Genomic DNA, 18,576 nt, shown 5'->3' on the forward strand with positions numbered 1-18,576 from the left:
CCCCGTGCCCGACCTGACCATACGACCGCAGTTCACCGAGGCCGGCGCGCTGGCCCGGCTCGATGCCGGCGAGCTCAGCCTGATCCAGTACCCCGCCTCGGAGCTCGAACCGGGGCCGCACCAGGTGTGGCTGCGCTGGCGTGACGGCGGGGGCCACGAGGCGCTGGGGCTCACGGGGCCGGCAGGCGGCGCCGACGTCGCGCGCACCGACGCCGGCGTGGTGCTGCGGGGACGGCGCCGCGACATTGAGTGGGAGCTGTGGTGGGACCAGCCGTCCGGCGGTGGGCGCTTCGGCTGGGGGCTGCGCGTCGTCAACCTCGGGGAGGCGCCCGTCGAGCTCGACGCGGTCTGGACGGTCGACGTCGCCCTCACGCCCTGGGAAGCGCTGCGCCGCAACGAGTTCTACGTCTCGCAGTACCTGGACCTCGCGCCCATCGCTGACGGCGATCGTCGCCTCATCGCGGTACGGCAGAACATGCCCGGCGACGCGCATCCGTGGCTGGCGCTCGGGGCGACCCGTCCGTTGGTCGGCTGGTGCACCGATGCCCTGCAACTCCGGCCCGCGATCCCCGGGTCGGGGCTCGACCTCGCCGCGGACCTCCCCTCCGAGCGGTTGCAGCACGAGCACACGCTGGCCGCCCTGCAGACCGAGATGTGGCGGCTCGGGCCCGGCGAGGCGGGCGTCGTCGGTTTCCGCGGCGTGGTGCTGGCGGACCATCCGGATGCCTCGTCGGACGCCGACGCGGTGCGGGTGCGGCCGCTGCTGGGCGAGGGTTGGACGGACCACGCCCCGGAGGCCAGTGACGGGAAGGTGGCCGTGGCTACCGTGTTCAGCCCGGCCAGGATCGTCGACGGCGAGGAGCTCGGCGAGGTCGAGCTGCTGCGCCTGGCCGGCGAGGCGGGCAACGTGGAGCGCGGGGACGGTGGCGTCGTGTGGTCGTACAGCTCGGCCGACGGCGCCCACGTCGTGGCCCGCGCCAAGGAGATCGCGGTGCTCCGCCCCCACGGGCACATCATCCGCGCCGCGGCCGGACCGATGCCGCAGGACCTGAACGCCGCGGTGACCGTGTGGATGAACGGCTCGTTCGCCTCGCAGCTCACCGTCGGAAACGCCTCGGGCGCGCCCCTGCTGTCGATCCGGCGCAGCTACCTGGGCCTGCTCCAGTCCGACGGCGTGCGGCTGTTCGTCCGGGACGACGAGGGGTGGCGGCTGCTCGGGCTGCCGAGCGCGTGGGCCGTCGACGCGGCGTCGGCCAGGTGGTGGTACCGGATCGAGGGGCGCACCATCCGTGTCGTGACGGAGCTCACCCTGGAGGCGCTGACGGTGAGGGTCGACGTCGACGGCGACCCGCTCGACCTGCTGATCTCCGCCAGCGGCGACGCGGAGCTGGGCGGGGAGTCGGCGTCGCTGTTCGCCGACGGCGCCGCGCGCCCCGGTGACTGGCCGGCCGTCGAACATGCCGGGACCACCGGCTTCGAGCTGACGGTCCCGCTCGGCCGCGAGCCCGGGAGCGGCGGGCACGAACCACCGGAGCCGCCGCGGATCGTGGGCGTGAACCTCGCCGCCCGGCGCCTCGACGCCTTCCTGCCGTGGCTGATGCACAACGCTTTCGTCCACTACCAGGCCCCCCGCGGGCTGGAGCAGTTCACCGGTGGCGCCTGGGGCACGCGCGACGTCTGCCAGGGCCCCGTCGGGCTGCTTGTCGCGGCCGACCGCTTCGACGTCGTGCGGGAGGTGCTGCTGACCGTGTTCGCCGGGCAGCAGGACGACGGCGACTGGCCCCAGTGGTTCTTCTACCTCGACGCCGACCGAGCCCCCGGCCATCGGGAGAGCCACGGCGACGTCGTCTACTGGCCACTGCTGGCGCTCGGCGACTACCTCGAGCAGACCGGCGATCTCGGGATCCTCGACGAGGCGGTCGGCTGGGTCGGACCTGACGCGTTGCGGCCGCCGAGTCAGGTGCGCGAGCACGTGAGGCGCGCCGTCGAACACATTCTGGCAGAGCGCAGCGCCGACCCGCGGCTGCCCGCGTACGGCCACGGTGACTGGAACGACTCCCTCCAGCCCGCGAACCCCGGGCTGGCGAGGCAGATGGTCTCCACCTGGACGGCGGAGCTCGAGGTCAAGGCACTCACGAAGCTCGCCAATGGAATCGAGGGCGACGACCGCGAACTCGTCGCCCGCCTGCGCGCGGTGGCCGCCGCCACCGAGCGGGCCATCCGGGAGACGCTCCTGATCGACGGCGAACTCTGCGGGTACGCGGTGGTCACCGAGGAGGGCGTCGAGCCGCTCGTGCACCCACGCGATACGCGCACCGGGCTGCACCACGGGTCCCTGCAGATGATCCACGCGATCGGCGACGAGCTGCTCACCCCCGACGAGGTGCGCGAGCACCTGCGGATCATCGACGAGCACCTGGACGGGCCGACGGGGATCTACCTGTTCGACCGGCCGGTGGACTACCACGGCGGGGAGACGCGCACGTTCCTGCGCGCCGAGGCGGCGTCGTTCTGGGGGCGCGAGATCGGGCTCATGTACATGCACGCCCACATCCGCTGGGTGGAGGCGCTGCTGCGGCTCGGCCTCGCCGACCGGGCGTGGTCGGCGCTCGATCTGATCATCCCCGACGGGCTGAGCGCGGCGGTGCCGGGAGCGCGGCCGCGGCAGTCCAACACGTACTACTCCTCCGTCGACGCGGTGTTCCGGGACCGGTCCGACGCCGAGGCCAACGCGGCCGCCCTGTCCGACCCGTCCTTCGGTTTCGAGGGCGGCTGGCGCGTCTACTCATCCGGGCCGGGGCTCGTCCTCCGGCTGGTCACCGAGGGGTTCCTCGGGTTGCGGATGGGGCGCGACGGCGTGGAGATCGACCCGGTGCTGCCCGTGGGGCGCTACGAGGCGAGGGTGCCGTTCGGCGGGCACCGCCTCTGGGTGGAGTATGACGTCACGGGCGCAGGGCACGGCGTCGGCGAGGTGCTCGTTGACGGCGCACCGGTCGAGACGGAGCCGGTGCCGCGCAGGTACCGGAAGGGCGGCGTGCGGATCCCGGCGGCCGTATGGCGCGACCTGGTCGATGGCGGTGACGAGGTCGTCCTGCGTGTCGGGGTGGGATCCTGATGGGAGCACCGACGACGATCACCCGCGCAGTGTCAGTGCTCCCCCCGGGCGATGTTCTCGTGGTGCCGCACCACTTCGGCGACGATGAACGTGAGGAACTTCTCCGCCAGTTCGGGGTCCAGATCCGCGTCCACGGCCAGCGCCCTCAGCCGCGTGATCTGCCTGGCCTCGCGCTCCGGATCCGCAGCCGGTAATCCGGCGCGCGCCTTCAGCTCACCGACGCGCTGGGTCACCTTGAACCGTTCGGCGAGCAGGTGGATCAGCGCCGAGTCCATGTTGTCGATGCTGCCGCGCAGGCGCTTCAGCTCTGTCAGTGCGTCGTCCATCGGCGCTCCTCGGGCTCAGTGGAGGATCAGATCGATCCGCTGGAAGGACTTGATGTCGGTGTAGCCGGTGAGCGCCATCGCCTTGCGTAGGCCGCCGGCCAGGTTCATCGTGCCGTCCGGCACCCTCGACGGGCCCAGGACGACCTCCTCCAGCGTGCCGACCTGCTCGAAGAACGAGCGCTCGCCGCGCGGGAGCCGCGCGTGCCACGCCTCGCTCCCCCAGTGCCAGCCACGACCGGGGGCCTCGGTGGCGCGAGCGAGCGGGGACCCCACCATGACGGCGTCCGCCCCGCAGGCGATGGCCTTGGCGATGTCGCCGGAACGGCCGACGGCCCCGTCGGCGACGAGGTGGACGTAGCGGCCGCCCGACTCCTCCAGGTAGTCCCTGCGGGCCTCGGCCACGTCCGCGACCGCGGACGCCATCGGCACCTCGATGCCCAGCACCGAGGCCGTCGTGTGCGTGGCACCACCACCGAAGCCCACCAGCACGCCGGCCGCCCCCGAACGCATGAGATGCAGCGCCGCCCGGTAGGTGGCCACCCCGCCGACCAGCACCGGCACGTCGAAGCGGTAGATGAAGTCCTTGAGGTTGAGGGTGTCGCTGCCACCCACGTGCTCCGCCGACACGGTGGTGCCGCGAACCACGAAGAAGTCCATGCCCGCCTTCTCCAGCACCGGTGCGAACTCCAACGTCCGCGCGGGAGAGAGCGAACCAGCCACCGGCACGCCGGCCGCGCGGATCTCAGCCAGGCGGTCCCGGATCAGTTCGGCCTTCACCGGCTCGGCGTAGATCTCCTGGAGTCGCTTGGTGGCCACCACATGGTCCGACTGCTGCGTGATCAGCTCGTACTGGGGCTGGGGATCGTCGTAGCGGGTCCAGAGGCCCTCCAGGTTCAGCACGCCCAGCCCTCCCAGCTCACCCATCCGGATGGCTGAGGTGGGCGACATCACCGAGTCCATGGGGGCCGCCACGATGGGCACGTCGAAGGAGACCGCGTCGATCTTCCACGTCAGGTCCACCTCGTCCTCGCCGCGCGTGCGGCGGGTGGGTGCGATCGCCACATCGTCGAACGAGTAGGCATGGCTTGCGCGCTTGCTGCGCCCGAGCTCGTACATGGATCGGTTCTCCTCAGGTTCTTCAGCGCGACCAGTAGTTGGGGGCCTCGGCGGTGAGCTGGATGTCGTGCGGGTGCGATTCTCGCAGACCCGCCGAGGTGATGCGGACGAACCGTCCTCGCTCCTGCAGTTCGGCGATGGTCCCCGCGCCCGAGTAGAACATCGACTGCCGCAGCCCGCCCACCAGCTGGTAGGCGACGGCGGCCAACGGGCCCCGGTAGGCCACCTGGCCCTCGATGCCCTCCGGGATCAGCTTGTCGTCCGAGGCGACGTCGCCCTGGAAGTAGCGGTCCTTAGAGTACGACGCCTTGCGCCCACGGGCGGCCATGGCACCGAGGGACCCCATGCCGCGGTAGCTCTTGAACTGCTTGCCGTTGATGAACACCAGCTCCCCGGGGCTCTCCTCGCAGCCGGCGAGCAGGGAGCCGAGCATCACCGTCGAGGCCCCGGCGACGAGGGCCTTGGCGATGTCGCCGGAGTACTGGAGCCCGCCGTCGCCGATCACGGGAACGCCGGCCGGACGGCACGCGCGCGCCGCGTCGTAGATGGCGGTGACCTGGGGCACGCCGACCCCCGCCACGATCCGGGTGGTGCAGATGGAGCCAGGGCCCACGCCCACCTTCACGCCGTCCGCGCCCGCCTCGACGAGCGCCTTCGCCCCCGCGTAGGTGGCCACGTTGCCGCCGATGACGTCCACGTCCGCCGCGGCCGGCTCGGCCTTGAGCCGCTTGATCATGTCCACGACTCCCTTGGAGTGGCCGTGGGCGGTGTCGACGATGATGGCGTCCACGCCCTGGTCGACGAGCGCCATGGCGCGGTCCCACGAGTCCCCGAAGAAACCGACGGCGGCGCCGACCCGGAGCCTGCCCTGCGAATCCTTGGCCGCCCGGGGATACTGGTCTGCCTTGACGAAGTCCTTCAGCGTGATGAGGCCCTGCAGCCTGCCCTGCGCGTCGACGATGGGCAGCTTCTCCACCTTGTGCTTCGCGAGGAGCCCGAGCGCCTCCTCGCCTGACACGCCGACCCGGGCGGTGACCAGCGGCATCCGCGTCATCACCTCGCCCGCCGTGCGGCCCGGGTTGTCCTCGAAGCGCATGTCCCGGTTGGTGATGATGCCCACCAGCGTGCCGTCGGCCTCGACGACCGGGGTCCCCGAGATGCGGTAGGTGGCGCACACCTCGTCCACCTCGGCCAGGGTGGCCTGCGGGCTGACGGTGATCGGGTTGCTCACCATGCCCGCCTCGGAGCGCTTCACCTGGTCCACCATCTGCACCTGATCCGCGATGGACAGGTTCCGGTGCAGGATGCCGATGCCGCCCTCGCGCGCCATGGCGATGGCCATGCGCGACTCCGTGACGGTGTCCATGGCGGCCGACGCCAGGGGAACGTTGAGCCGGATCCGCCGGGTGAGCTGGGTCCCGGTGCTGACCTGCGAGGGGATGATGTCGGACTGGTTGGGCTGGAGCAGCACGTCATCGAACGTGAGGCCCAGGGCCGCGAACGGATTGGGCACGCCTGCGCCGGTCAGTTCCTCGAACACGCGTTGACACCCTTCATTCTGCCGCCAGGTCGCGCCCAGTCTACGCCGCCCGCAAAGGAGGAGGACACGCGTCGGCCCCGCCCGGACGAACCGGACGGGGCCAACGCGTGATGCGGGGAGCGGCTCAGCTCTCGTCGTCGCGCTTGTCCACCACGAGCGTCTCCGTGGTGAGCAGGAGCGAAGCGATCGAGGCGGCGTTGGCGAGCGCGGATCGCGTCACCTTCACCGGATCGATGACACCGTGCTCGACGAGGTTCTGGTACACGCCGGTCCTGGCGTTGTAGCCGTGGTTGAGCTCCATCTCGGCAACCTTCGACGTGATGACGTAGCCCGCTTCGCCGCCGTTCTCGGCGATCCAGCGCAGCGGCTCGGCCAGCGACTTCGCCACGACGTCGACGCCCGCCTTCTCGTCGCCCGTGAGACCCAGGTGGTCCTTCAGGACGGCTCCGGCGTGGATGAGGGCCGAGCCGCCACCGGCGACGATGCCCTCCTCGATGGCCGCACGGGTGGCCGACACCGCATCCTCGATGCGGTGCTTCTTCTCCTTGAGCTCCACCTCGGTGGCGGCACCCACCTTGATCACGCACACGCCGCCGGCCAGCTTCGCGACCCGCTCCTGGAGCTTCTCGCGATCCCAGTCCGAATCCGTGCGGGCCATCTCGGCCTGCAGCTGCGCCACGCGGCCGCTGACCTCGGCGTGCTCGCCGGCGCCGTCGACGATGGTGGTGTTGTCCTTGGTGACGACGATGCGACGGGCGCGGCCCAGCACCTCGAGGCCGACCTGGTCCAGCTTGAGACCCACCTCGGGGGCGACGACCTGGCCGCCGGTGAGGATGGCGATGTCCTCGAGCATGGCCTTGCGACGGTCACCGAACGCCGGCGCCTTGACGGCGACGGAGGTGAAGGTGCCGCGGATCTTGTTGACCACGAGCGTCGACAGCGCCTCGCCGTCGACGTCCTCGGCCACGATGAACAGCGTTCCCTTGGCCGCGATGATCTTCTCCAGCAGCGGGAGGAGATCGTTCATCGACGAGACCTTGCCGCTGTGGATGAGGATGTAGGGGTCATCCAGGATGGCCTCCATACGGTCCGCATCGGTCACGAAGTACGGCGACAGGTAGCCCTTGTCGAACTGCATGCCTTCGGTGAACTCGAGCTCGGTGCCCATGGTGTTGGACTCGTCGACGGTGATGACGCCGTCCTTGCCCACCTTGTCGAAGGCCTCGGCGATCAGGTCGCCGATCTGCTCGTCACGCGAGGAGATGGTGGCCACCGACGCCATGTCGGCGGTGGTGTCCACGGGGCGGGCGTTCTCACGCAGGCGCGCGACGACGGCCTCCACGGCCTTGTCGATGCCGCGCTTGAGGCCGACGGGGTTGACGCCCGCGGTCACGGCGCGGAGGCCGACGTGCACCATGGCCTGCGCCAGCACCGTGGCGGTGGTGGTGCCGTCACCGGCGACGTCGTTGGTCTTGGTGGCAACCTCCTTGGCGAGCTGCGCGCCCAGGTTCTCGTACGGATCGTCGAGCTCGACCTCCTTGGCGACGGTCACACCGTCGTTGGTGATGGTCGGGGCGCCCCACTTCTTGTCCAGGACGACGTAGCGACCCTTGGGGCCGAGGGTGACCTTGACGGTGTTGGCGAGGGTGTCCACACCGCGCTCGAGCGCGCGACGGGCCTCCTCATTGAAGGAGAGAATCTTTGGCATTGAAATCCTTGATTGAGTCGAGTCCGAAGGGGCTTCACCCCCGCCAGCGGTCAGCGGGGGCTTGCCCCCGTTCGCTACTTACCCCTGCCGAAGGTCAGCGGGGGCTTGCCCCCGCCAGGGGTCAACGGGGGCGCGCCCCCGTTCGTTACTTGCTGACGACGGCGAGGATGTCGCGGGCGTTCAGCAGGAGGTACTCCTGGCCGTCGTACTTGACCTCGGTGCCGCCGTACTTGGAGAAGATGACGACGTCGCCCTCGGCGACATCGAGGGGAACCCGGTTGCCGTTGTCGTCGATGCGGCCGGGGCCGGTGGCGATGACCTTGCCCTCCTGCGGCTTCTCCTTGGCAGTGTCGGGAATGACAAGGCCGGAAGCGGTGGTCTGGACGGCCTCAAGGGGCTGGACGAGGATGCGATCCTCGAGAGGCTTGATCGTGGTTGCCACGTCAAACACCTTTCTGTCATATCCGACCCGAAGGTCGGCGGATAGGTCATGTGAGGTGGCCGGGCGTCGTCGCGGGTGCCGTCCGACCATTAGCACCCGAGGTTGTCGAGTGCCAGCTCTTACGTTATCCCGGGTTTAGCACTCAATCAAGCCGAGTGCCAGATCAGTCCGGTGCGCGCGGCTCACGCCCGGCGGGCGACGATCGCCTTGGTGCCCCCGACCGTGCGGGCCAGGATGATCGTGGCCGCAGCACTCCCCTTCGGCTTCAGCTCCCGTCGCAGGGCCGCCGGGTCGACATCGATGGCCCGCTTCTTGATCTCGAGCGTCCCGATCCCCCGCTCCCTCACGTAGCCACGCAGCGCCCTGACCGAGTAGTCGAGGACGTCGAGCACCTCGAAGCGGGTGGCCCATGGGGTGAGGATGGGCTCGTCGGAGGACAGGTACGCCACGTGGGGATCGAGCAGCCAGGCCCCGGGAACCGCCTCCCCCACCAGACCCGCGCGGATGGCGGCGCCGTCGGGCTCGTAGACATAGGCGCCGAGGGGCGCGACGGCGGGCGCCTCGGCCTCGCCGGCGGTGAGTTCCAGCGCGTCGCCCTGCCCCAGCAGGACCGCGGAGCGCCCCTCGGCCATCCGGTTCCACAGTGACACCTCCACCACGTCCCCGCCGTCGCTCACCCAGGCAGCGCGCACACCCGTGGGGATCAACTCCTTCGGCAGTCCCGGTCCGAGCTTCACCGCCACGAATCGCTGAGAGGCCAGGTGCTCGAGCACCAGCGACCACGGAGGGGTGAAGTCCGCCACGTTCCAGGTGCGGCCCCGCGCCGTGCGGCGGGCCGGGTCGAGGAAGACCCCGGCCGACGGCGGGACCACCACATCCTCCGCGCGCGCGACGGCCGCGGGACCGGCGCCGACAAGTGCGAGGTTCCAGGAGGCCACATCCGCGGCGGCAGGGTCCGCGTCGACCGCGTGCACCCTCAGTCCCGACTCCGCCAACGCCATGGCGTCCGCGCCGACCCCGCAGCCGAGGTCCCACACGTCGGTGACGCCGGAGGCCACGAAACGCCCCGCGCGCCAGCGTCGGACCGCGTCCCGGGTCGCCTGCTCCAGGCCGTCGTGCGTGAACAGCATCTCGTCGGCCCGGTCGAACTTGGCCCGCGCCCGGCGCCGGAGCGCCGCCTGGGTGAGCGCCCACGCCGCGACCTCGGCGCCGAAGGACGCACGCAGCCGGCCCGCCGCGCCGAGCGACGACGGGTCGGGCTCCAGCATCGCGGCGGCCAGCGCCGCGTCGCGCTCACTCATGCCAGGGCATGGACGGAGACGAGGAGCCCGAGGTGGTCGGTGCCCTCGATCCTGACGACGTCGGGGGCGGGCCCGCCCACCACCTCGCTGACCACGGCGTGGTCGATCCGCGCGAACGTCGGGAGCCACGGGTGGGCCGGCCAGGTGGGCCGCCACGCGTCGAGGCCCGGGGACCCCTCCATCAGGTCGCGCAGGGGGCCCTTCGTCAGCACCCGCATGGTGTGGTGCCGGTCGATCGCGTTGAAGTCCCCCACCAGCACCAGTCGCTCGTCCGCGTGCTCGAGCGCCAGACCCGTCACCTTGGCCGCGGACCGCGCCCACTGCGGCGCGCCCGTCTGCGGTGGCGAGGTGTGCACCGCCCCGACGAGCCACCGCGCACCATCCGCCTCGAGGGACACCAGGATGTTGTCGAAGGCCGTGTCCAGCCGCGACACCTCCGTCAGCGGCAGCCGCGACAGCAGCATCGTTCCCCCGGCGTCGGCGCGTGCCGTCCCGATCCGATGCGGGAAACGGTCCAGGAGGCCTTGGCGGCGGAGATCATCCTCGAACTCCGGCGTGTACTCCTGGAAGACCAACACATCCACCGACTCGTCGAGCAGGAGCCGGATCTGGCGGGCATCCGCCCGCCCGTACGCCGTGTTGAGGCTGAACACCACCAGCTGCGGCTCGGGCGCGGTCTGGGACTGCGCCGCCGCCATCATCGGCCCCGCCAGCGGCACGCCCCACGCGACGGCGGCCGCGGCCAGCACCGCCACCCCCGTCAGGCGCCACCACCGGTGCGCGGCCAGGATCAGCCCGAGCCCCGCGAGGACCACGGCCACCCACGCGAACGGGATGAACGCGGCCGCATAGATCGCCGCCTCCGACGTGGTGTGCAGCTCGGTGAACCCGTCGAGCACCAGCAGCACGAGGGCGACGAGCCCGAAGGGCAGGAGCAGCAGCCAGCCCAGCACGACGGCGCGACCGGTGCTCACCGCGACACCCGCCAGCCGACGGAGTGGCCGCCCTCGTAGGGCAGCACGCCATGGAACTGCGGCACCGACTCGTCGAACACCAGCGGCAGGAAGTGCCTGTCCCCGTCCCACATGGGCAGCGCCATCACGGTGTCGATGTCATGCCACGCGAGCGTGCCCTCGGGATTGGATCGCAGGGGCTCCCCCGCGATCCCCGTGACCAGGAAGACGAACCCGAACACATCGCGCCCGTTGAAGCCGGGCCAGGACACCGTGCCGCGGAGAGTCATCGAGGTCACCTCGACGCCGGCCTCCTCGAGGATCTCGCGCCGCATCGCGGAGGCGATGTCCTCGTCCCGCTCCACCTTGCCGCCCAGCCCGTTGTACTTGCCCAGCTGCTCATCGTCGGACCGGCCGATCCGGTGCACGAGCAGCACCCGCCGACGGTCCGGGCTGACGATGTAGCCCAGCGTCGTGAGCTCGGGCGCGTACGGCATGCTCAGGCGGACGGGCGGGCGTTGTCGAAGTCGAGCTCCCGGGTGTCGAGCTCCACGACCTCGTCGCCGAGCGACTTCAGCAGCTCGTGGCGGGCCTCACGGCGCTGCCTCTGTTCGATGGGGTCCGGGACCGGGGCGGCGGCCAGCAGCCGCTTGGTGTACTCCTCCTGCGGGTTGAGCAGCACCTCCTCGCGGGTGCCCTTCTCGACGATCTTGCCGTACTGCATCACGACGACGCGGTGCGCCAGCGAGTCGATCACCGCCAGGTCGTGGCTGATGAACAGGCACGCGAACCCGAAGTCGCGCTGGAGTTCGGTGAACATCGACAGCACCGAGGCCTGCACCGAGACGTCCAGGGCAGATGTGGGCTCGTCGGCGACGAGCAGGTCCGGGCTGAGCGCAAGCGCGCGGGCGATGGACACCCGCTGACGCTGGCCGCCCGAGAGCTCGTGCGGGTAGCGGTTGTAGACGCTGCGGGGCAGCTGCACCGCGTCGAGGAGTTCGTGGACGCGGGCCTCGCGGGACTTCGCGTCGCCCACGCGGTGCACGCTGAGCGGTTCGGCGACGACATCGCCGATCGGGAAGCGCGGGTTGAGGGACGCCGCGGGGTCCTGGAAGATCACGCCGATGCGCTTGCGGAGCCCCTTGAGGGCGCGTCCTCTGAGGGCCAGGAGGTCCTCACCCAGCACCCGCACCTCGCCGGACTTCGAGGGGATGAGGCCGAGCAGCGCCCGTCCGATGGTGGACTTGCCCGAGCCGGACTCGCCGACGAGGCCCACGATCTCGCCCCGGCGCACGTCGAAGCTGACGCCGTCGACGGCGCGGAAAGCCTTCTTGCCTGCCCGGTGATACTCGACCACGAGTTCGTCGACCTCCAGCGCCGAATCTGCGGTGGGGCTCACGGGATGGGGCGCCACGCCGAACTGCCCGTGCCCGTCGCCCAGGTGTGGGACCGCGGCGAGCAGCCGCTTCGTGTACGGGTGCTTGGCATGCAGCAGCACCTCCTCCACGGGGCCGCGCTCCACGATGTTGCCCTTGAACATCACCGCCACGTTGTCCGCCATGTCCGCCACCACGCCCATGTTGTGCGTGATGAGCAGGATGCCGGTGTTGAGCTTGTCCTTGAGCGAGCGCAGAAGGTCCAGGATCTCGGCCTGCACCGTGACGTCGAGGGCGGTGGTGGGCTCGTCGGCGATGATCACCTCGGGGTCGCAGGCCAGAGCCATGGCGATGACCACGCGCTGTCGCATACCGCCGGACAGCTCGTGCGGGAACTGCTTGGCGCGCCGCTCGGCGTTGGGGATGCCCACGGCGTTGAGCAGGTCCACGGCGCGGTCCCAGGCGTCGCGGCCGAAGGCCACGCCGTGCACCTCCATGGATTCGGTGAGCTGCTCGCCGATCTTGATCACCGGGTTGAGCGCCGTCATCGGCTCCTGGAAGACCATCGCGACGCGGTTGCCGCGTAGGGAGCGCAGCTGGCGGCCGGACAGCTCGCCGACGCTCTGGTCCGTGACCCGGGTCTCGCCCTGGATGCGGGCGGTCTTGGGCAGCAGGCCGAGCGCCGTGGTGGCGGTGACGGACTTGCCTGAACCCGACTCGCCGACCAGGGCCATCACCTCGCCGGGCTCCACGCTGAGCGTGATGCCCTTGACGGCGTGCACGGTCCCGAACTCCGTGCGGAACTGCACGTCCAGATCGCTGAACTTGAGGACCGGGTTCTCGCCGGTGAAACGTGGGGTGGTGGTCATCGCAGTCTTCCTCAGTCCATCTGCTGGCGGGGATCGAAGGCATCGCGGAGGCCGTCTCCGATGAAGTTCACGCAGAGCGCGATGGAGACGATGAAGACACCGGGCCACCAGAACAACCACGGGCGGGTGCTCAGCGCATTCTGGTTCTCGGAGATCAGCAGGCCCAGCGACGTGTTCGGCGGGCGCACCCCGAACCCGAGGAACGACAGGGCCGTCTCGACCAGAATGGCCGCCGAGATCAGCAGGGTGGCGTTGACGATGATCGTGCCCAGAGCGTTGGGCAGGATGTGGCGCAGGATGATCCGCCACGGCGAGGTGCCGACGGCGCGGGCCGCGGCCACGAATTCCCGCTCGCGCAGGCTCAACACCTCGCCGCGCACGAGGCGCGCAAGTCCTGTCCAGGAGACGATGGCCAGCATGCCGGCCAGGGCGAAGATCCCGCCCACGTTGCCGGCCATCCGGCCGAGCACCGCGGCGAGCACCAACGTGGGGATGATGATGAACAGATCGGTGACGCGCATGAGGAAGGATTCGGCGATGCCGCGGAAGTAGCCGGCCGCCGCACCCACGAGCGTACCGATGATCGTGGCCCCGATGCCGACGGTGAAGGCGATGGTCAGCGAGTTCTGCGTGCCGAGCATCACCAGCGCGAAGTAGTCCTTGCCGATGGTGGACTGCCCGAAGGGGTGCTCCCCGATGGAGAACGGCCACAGCTTCAGGGTGGGAGCCCCGCCCACCTCCTGGATCGGGTACAGGTCGACGTGGTTCTTGGGCCACCATCCGGGGATGGGGCCGAATCCGATCGACGTGAGAGCGAGCAGGACGATCAACACCAGGATGGTGAGCGAGATCATCGCCCCGCGGTGCCGGACGAAGCGACGCAGCACCAGTTGCCCCTGGGAGTACGACTTGTCCGTCGTGGTGATCTCGTCGGGCATCGAGTCGATCTCGTAGTCGTTCTCGTGGACCTCGTCGAGCTGGGCAGGATTGTTGGTGTCAGTCATGGTTGGCCTGCTTCCTAGCGGGAGATCCGCGGGTCGAGGATGGCGTAGGCGATGTCGGCCGCCATGTTCATGACCACCGCGGCGGTGCCGGTGACGAGGTAGAACGCCATCACCGGTGCCGGATCCACCTGGGCCAGACCCGTGCGGAAGAGGTTGCCCATCCCCTGCCAGCCGAAGACCGTCTCGGTGATGACCGCGCCGCCGATGAGGCCGGCGAAGTCGAACGCGACGATGGTGGCCAGCGGGATCAGCGAGTTGCGCAGCGCGTGCCGGGTGATCACCTTGCGCTCGGAGATGCCCTTGGACCGTGCGGTGCGGATGTAGTCCTGGTTGAGCACGTCGAGCATGGAGGCGCGGGTGTAACGCGTGTACGAGGCGATCGAGATCAGCGTCAGGGTCACAGTGGGCAGCACCAGGTGGGTGAGCGTGTCGATCGAATGCATCCAGAAGGTGGACTCGTAGTTGGGCGTCATCGAGCCGATGGTCGGGATGGGGCGCGGCTGCTCCCTGAGGTACATGGACCAGTTGGACAGCAGCAGGTCGCTGACCGCGAGAAGCGAGGAGAGCAGCGCCGTGACGACGGCCGCGAAGGTTGCCTGCCTGCGGGAGAAGCCTCCGAGAAGCTGGCCCGCCAGGACCCCGGCGACGATGGCAGCGACGAAGCACAGCAGCAGCACCCAAAGGGAACCGTTACCCATCAGGAAGCCCCGCACAGCGATGTAGCCGATGAGCGCCACGCCGGCGGTGGCCCCCACGGCGTTGCGGACCCGGTGGTTCTGGAACCCGGATGTGAGCATGATCACCAGTGAGGAGGCGCCGAGGACCGCGAGCACATAGACGGGGATGCCGATGGCGGGACGCCGGAACCAGGTCACGGCGTCGAAGTAGACGAGGATGGCGGCCACGCCGGCCGCGATGCCCGCGAAGGTGATGAGGCGGCGCTTGAGATCGCCGCCCATGGCGGCCTGGAGTATGAGCGCCACCAACAGAGCCACGCCGATGATCACCGGCCAACTCAGGTCCGCGTCGACGATCCAGTTGTTGAACTCGATGGCGGCGTAGTGCTTGAGAAGGACGCCCAGCCAGAAGACGGGTAGGGAGAAGGCGACGAAAGCGAAGAGGGTGACGCCGTAGTCGAATCCGCTGTACTGGCGGATGGCAGTGACGATGCCGAGGATCACGCCCACAGCGATCGCCAGCAGGGTGGCGAACACGACCAGCCGGAGGGTGGAACCGGCGGCGATGGAGACCAGCGCATTGACGGACTGGCCGTTGAGCGCGACGCCGAGGTCGCACTGCCCCACGAGGCACTTCGACGCGCCTCCCAGCCAGTCGAAGTAGCGCTCGTACCACGGCAGGTTCAGCCCCATCGTTTCGATCCGCTGGCGCATGCGGTTCTCGCGGTTCGGATCGTTGGACTCCCGCAGGTCCTGCAGAGGATCTCCTGAGTTGATGACCAGCACATACAGGAGCAGTGATCCCAACAGGAGAACCGCCAGCGATATCCCCAGGCGTTTCGCGATGAACTTGAGCAAGATCGGTCCTCTGGCATGATTCGGGTGCCTGCGTCGGCACCCATCCGCCGCATACTACGGCAGGGCTGGTTTGTGATGAAAGGGGCGGTGAACGCGAGGTGGGGCAGGTGGCGCGAGCGTCACCTGCCCCAACCGGGTAGCTGACGAAGTGTCAGCTGGAGAGGATCATGAAGCGATCCACTGCGGGGCGTTCCACGACACCTGATCCTGCGTGGCCGTGGCGCGCACGTTCTGCAGGGTGGAGTCGTAGGCGACCACCAGGGGGTGGGCGTACAGCGGGATGCCGTGGAGCGTGTCCCACAGCTCCTTCTCGATGACCTTGGTCTGCTCGAGGTGGACGGACTCGTCGAGGGTGGCGACCAGTTCGGCCCAAGCCGCGTCGACGACCTCGCTGCTGTACTTGTTGGTGTTCTGCGGCTTGCCGGTGGCGTAGATGTTCTCGCCGGAGGTGATCTGGCCGGAGCCGGCCCAGGCGAAGAGCGCAACCTCGTAGTCGCCGTTGACGTTGGCGACCTGGAAGAAGTCCTCAGCGCTGGAGTCGATCACGTTGAAGCCGGCGTCCTTGCAGGACGACTGGATGGCGGCGACGGTCTCGGTGCGGCGCTGGTTGCCGGCGCGGTAGCCGATCCGCACGTCGATCGGGGTGGCCACGCCGGACTCGGCCACGAGGGCCTTCGACTTCTCGAGGTCGACCGCGTCGTAGCGGCCGTCGTAGGAGGCCTCGATGATCTCGTCGTAGCTCTCCATGAACGGGAACACCTCGCGGGCGTTCATCAGCTCGGTCTCAGGGGAGATGGGCTTGATGAGCGTGTCCACGATCTGCTGGCGCGGCACGCAGTAGGCGAAGGCCTCGCGCAGCGCCATGCCGGACTCCGGGTTGCCGAAGACGTTGTTCTCGCGGTGGTTGAAGTCCAGGTGCTCCCACGTGAGCGACGAGCCGGACTCGATGGTGACGGCGGAGCCGAGCGCCTCGAGCTGGCCGACGGTGTCGACCGTGGCCTGGGGCTGGATGACCTGGACGTCCTTGTTGCCCAATGCCTGGACCTGCTGGGCGTCGTCGATGAATCGGAACACGAGGTCGCGCGTGGCGGCCGGGGTGGCCCAGTAGTTCTCGTTGGCGGTCAGCGTCAGGGAGTTGCCGGCCTGCCAGCTGCCCTCCTTGACCATGTAGGGGCCGGACGAGGGCATCTGATCGGCCGCGGGCAGCTCGCCCGGGTTGAAGATCCAGCCGGTGTTCCAGAACTCTGCGGCGGACTTGACGGTGTCGGCGTCGCGGTCGATGACGGCCTGCGCCAGGGCGCCGGGCTCCAGGCCGGCCTGCGTGGCGATCACGTGCTCGGGAAGCGCGGAAGTGATGATGATCCGGTAGTCCGGGTTGGGGTCGGTGTAGGTGACGGTGAACTCCTTGGCACCCACCTCACCCTCCGGGCCTTCGAGGACGTACTGCGCGAACGAGGTCGAGACATGGTCGAACACGGCCGCGGCATCGACGTTCTCGCCGCTGGCGAAGCCGGGGGCGATGAACTCGGGGTTCTGGGCGGCCCAGTCCATGAGGTAGTCGTTGATGGTGACGGGCGTGCCATCGGACCAGACGGCCTCCTCGTTGATGGTGTACTTCACCGTCAACGGATCCTCAGAGGTGACCTCGTAGGTGCCGAACTCGGTGTTGTCGCAGATCGTGGCGTCTGTACCGAAGTACACGAAGCTCGAGAACATGTGGGCGGCGATCACCGAGTTGTACGTGGAGTACGTGCCGTTGGTGATGGAGTTGTAGCCGCTCCAGTCGCCGGGGCCCGCGGTGTAGCGGACCTCCCCGTCGGTGGTCTCGGTGATGCCGACATCCTGCAGGCAGCCGGCGGCAGCGTCGCCGTTGGTGCCCTCGGATGCGGATGCGGACGTCGTGGCCGTGGCCGAGGCGCTGCCCGACGCGGTGTCTTCAGGTTCGGTGGGTTCAGGGCTGGTGCACGCGCCGAGCAGGAGGGCCCCGCTCAACACCAGACCGAGGGACACCTTGGTTCCCTGGAACTTCATTCCTTCTCCTTAGGGAACCGCTGATTAATGGGCCAGCCTGGTTTGTCGGTGGATGCGCAGTCGGTGGGTGTTTGGCCGGTGAATGGCGTGTTGGCTAGGTAGAATGCTGGTTGTGGATGAGTTGCAGCCGAGTTTGTCTGAGGTCGAGTACGGTCAGCGTCGCCGGGTCCCGAAGCGGGAGGAGTTCCTCAAGCGGATGGACGCGGTGGTGCCGTGGGCGGACTGGGTCAAGCTGATCGAGCCGCACTACTACAACAAGACCCGCGGCAGGCGGCCGATACCGCTCGAGACGATGCTGCGGATGTACCTGCTGCAGGTGTGGTTCCACCTCTCCGACGAAGGCGTGGAAGATCAGATCAACGACTCGTACGCGATGCGCAAGTTCATGGGTGTGGACTTCGCTACCAGGCAGGTCCCTGACGCCACGACCCTGCTGCATTTTCGGCACCTGCTGGAGGAGCACCAGCTGGGTGAGGCGATGTTCTCCGCGTTGAACGCCCGGCTGGAGGCCGACGGTCTGGTCATGCGTGGCGGGAGCATCGTGGATGCCACGATCATCGCCGCACCTTCGTCGACGAAGAACGCCACCGGCACCCGGGATCCCGAGATGCATCAGACCAGGAAGGGGCGCCAGTGGTACTTCGGGATGAAGGCCCACGCCGGGGTCGATGCCGGCACGGGTCTAGTGCACTCGGTGACCGCGACAGCAGCCAACGTGCACGACCTGGACCAGATCACCCATCTGGTGCGCGAGGATGACCAGGTCGTCTACGCCGACGCCGGCTATTCGGGTGTGACGAAACGCCCCGAGATCCGCGGCGACGACCACCTGTCACACGTCGAGTGGCGGGTCGCTGCCCGGCAGGGCACGTGGAGAGCGATGCACCCTCACGAGCAGCGACTCGAGTCGAGGAAGGCGTCGGTGCGGGCGAAGGTGGAGCACGTGTTCCTGATCGTGAAGCGGGACTTCGGGCTGTCCAAGACCCGCTACCGCGGGCTGGCGAAGAACCTGAACCAGCTCCAGGTCGCGATGGCCTCGGCGAACCTGCTGATGCTCGCCCGCGCGAACACGATCGAAACCAGACTCAAGACCGCCGCTGCTACCGGGTAGCCCCTGGCGGCAGCCTGCCCAGAACCGCAGAAAAGGGCCCTGAACAAGGGCCGGAGGGCAAGCAACCGGCCCTCACCGGCCCCACCGGCGGCCCCACAGCCACCGTCAAGCCCACCCCCGGACGGATGCCCCAAATGATCAGCGGATCC

General features: G+C 69.2%; 14 protein-coding genes. 2 read left to right on the forward strand and 12 right to left on the reverse strand.

Annotation, left to right across the window (positions count from 1 at the left end):
* Positions 1 to 4 precede the first annotated feature (4 nt).
* On the forward strand, positions 5 to 3,115 hold the full coding sequence (locus ACZK5N_RS13460; RefSeq protein ID WP_463625122.1) for a GH36-type glycosyl hydrolase domain-containing protein: 3,111 nt from the start codon (positions 5 to 7) through the stop codon (positions 3,113 to 3,115).
* A gap of 32 nt (positions 3,116 to 3,147) precedes the next feature.
* Here ACZK5N_RS13460 and ACZK5N_RS13465 read toward each other — a convergent pair whose 3' ends face one another.
* From ACZK5N_RS13465 to ACZK5N_RS13520, 12 genes are all read right to left on the reverse strand, one after another.
* The gene (locus ACZK5N_RS13465; protein WP_459019102.1) at positions 3,148 to 3,441 is read right to left on the reverse strand and encodes a chorismate mutase; all 294 of its coding nucleotides are present in this window, start codon (positions 3,439 to 3,441) and stop codon (positions 3,148 to 3,150) included.
* Positions 3,442 to 3,456: 15 nt separating this feature from the next.
* Entirely contained in the window at positions 3,457 to 4,557 is a 1,101-nt protein-coding gene (locus tag ACZK5N_RS13470) for a GuaB3 family IMP dehydrogenase-related protein (protein ID WP_459019101.1), read from the reverse strand.
* A gap of 22 nt (positions 4,558 to 4,579) precedes the next feature.
* On the reverse strand, positions 4,580 to 6,085 hold the full coding sequence (guaB, locus tag ACZK5N_RS13475; protein WP_463625131.1) for an IMP dehydrogenase: 1,506 nt from the start codon (positions 6,083 to 6,085) through the stop codon (positions 4,580 to 4,582).
* Positions 6,086 to 6,221: 136 nt separating this feature from the next.
* The gene (gene groL / locus ACZK5N_RS13480) at positions 6,222 to 7,805 is read right to left on the reverse strand and encodes a chaperonin GroEL (RefSeq protein WP_459019100.1); all 1,584 of its coding nucleotides are present in this window, start codon (positions 7,803 to 7,805) and stop codon (positions 6,222 to 6,224) included.
* Positions 7,806 to 7,950: 145 nt separating this feature from the next.
* Positions 7,951 to 8,247, reverse strand: coding sequence for a co-chaperone GroES (groES, locus tag ACZK5N_RS13485; protein ID WP_459019099.1), 297 nt, complete (start codon positions 8,245 to 8,247; stop codon positions 7,951 to 7,953).
* A 182-nt stretch (positions 8,248 to 8,429) separates the two neighbouring features.
* Positions 8,430 to 9,548 carry a THUMP-like domain-containing protein gene (locus ACZK5N_RS13490; protein WP_463625123.1) on the reverse strand — a complete coding sequence of 373 codons (1,119 nt, stop codon included), beginning with the start codon at positions 9,546 to 9,548 and terminating at the stop codon, positions 8,430 to 8,432.
* Positions 9,545 to 10,522, reverse strand: a complete 978-nt coding sequence (locus ACZK5N_RS13495; RefSeq protein WP_463625125.1) for an endonuclease/exonuclease/phosphatase family protein — start codon at positions 10,520 to 10,522, stop codon at positions 9,545 to 9,547. The genes ACZK5N_RS13490 and ACZK5N_RS13495 overlap by 4 nt, the downstream gene beginning before the upstream one ends.
* A complete protein-coding gene (locus ACZK5N_RS13500) occupies positions 10,519 to 10,998 on the reverse strand; it encodes an NUDIX hydrolase (protein WP_459019096.1) in 480 nt (159 codons plus the stop codon). The genes ACZK5N_RS13495 and ACZK5N_RS13500 overlap by 4 nt, the downstream gene beginning before the upstream one ends.
* A gap of 2 nt (positions 10,999 to 11,000) precedes the next feature.
* Positions 11,001 to 12,746: an ABC transporter ATP-binding protein gene (locus ACZK5N_RS13505; protein ID WP_463625127.1), complete on the reverse strand. Its 1,746-nt coding sequence runs from the start codon at positions 12,744 to 12,746 to the stop codon at positions 11,001 to 11,003.
* Between the two features lie 11 nt (positions 12,747 to 12,757).
* Entirely contained in the window at positions 12,758 to 13,750 is a 993-nt protein-coding gene (locus ACZK5N_RS13510) for an ABC transporter permease (RefSeq protein ID WP_459019094.1), read from the reverse strand.
* Between the two features lie 14 nt (positions 13,751 to 13,764).
* Positions 13,765 to 15,285 carry an ABC transporter permease gene (locus ACZK5N_RS13515; protein WP_459019093.1) on the reverse strand — a complete coding sequence of 507 codons (1,521 nt, stop codon included), beginning with the start codon at positions 15,283 to 15,285 and terminating at the stop codon, positions 13,765 to 13,767.
* Positions 15,286 to 15,450: 165 nt separating this feature from the next.
* Positions 15,451 to 17,316 carry an ABC transporter substrate-binding protein gene (locus ACZK5N_RS13520; protein ID WP_463625129.1) on the reverse strand — a complete coding sequence of 622 codons (1,866 nt, stop codon included), beginning with the start codon at positions 17,314 to 17,316 and terminating at the stop codon, positions 15,451 to 15,453.
* Between the two features lie 121 nt (positions 17,317 to 17,437).
* Between ACZK5N_RS13520 and ACZK5N_RS13525 the strand changes: the two genes are divergently transcribed.
* Entirely contained in the window at positions 17,438 to 18,427 is a 990-nt protein-coding gene (locus tag ACZK5N_RS13525; RefSeq protein ID WP_459020358.1) for an IS5 family transposase, read from the forward strand.
* The last annotated feature ends 149 nt before the right edge of the window (positions 18,428 to 18,576 follow it).

It is taken from the genome of Tessaracoccus pujii, assembly GCF_055326215.1.

Bases quoted from the DNA above. Each gene is read 5' to 3' on its own strand.
- ACZK5N_RS13465 (WP_459019102.1), bottom strand. From the start codon at position 3,441: ATGGACGACGCACTGACAGAGCTGAAGCGCCTGCGCGGCAGCATCGAC.
- ACZK5N_RS13470 (WP_459019101.1), bottom strand. From the start codon at position 4,557: ATGTACGAGCTCGGGCGCAGCAAGCGCGCAAGCCATGCCTACTCGTTC.
- groL (WP_459019100.1), bottom strand. From the start codon at position 7,805: ATGCCAAAGATTCTCTCCTTCAATGAGGAGGCCCGTCGCGCGCTCGAG.
- ACZK5N_RS13490 (WP_463625123.1), bottom strand. From the start codon at position 9,548: ATGAGTGAGCGCGACGCGGCGCTGGCCGCCGCGATGCTGGAGCCCGAC.
- ACZK5N_RS13500 (WP_459019096.1), bottom strand. From the start codon at position 10,998: ATGCCGTACGCGCCCGAGCTCACGACGCTGGGCTACATCGTCAGCCCG.
- ACZK5N_RS13505 (WP_463625127.1), bottom strand. From the start codon at position 12,746: ATGACCACCACCCCACGTTTCACCGGCGAGAACCCGGTCCTCAAGTTC.
- ACZK5N_RS13510 (WP_459019094.1), bottom strand. From the start codon at position 13,750: ATGACTGACACCAACAATCCTGCCCAGCTCGACGAGGTCCACGAGAAC.
- ACZK5N_RS13520 (WP_463625129.1), bottom strand. From the start codon at position 17,316: ATGAAGTTCCAGGGAACCAAGGTGTCCCTCGGTCTGGTGTTGAGCGGG.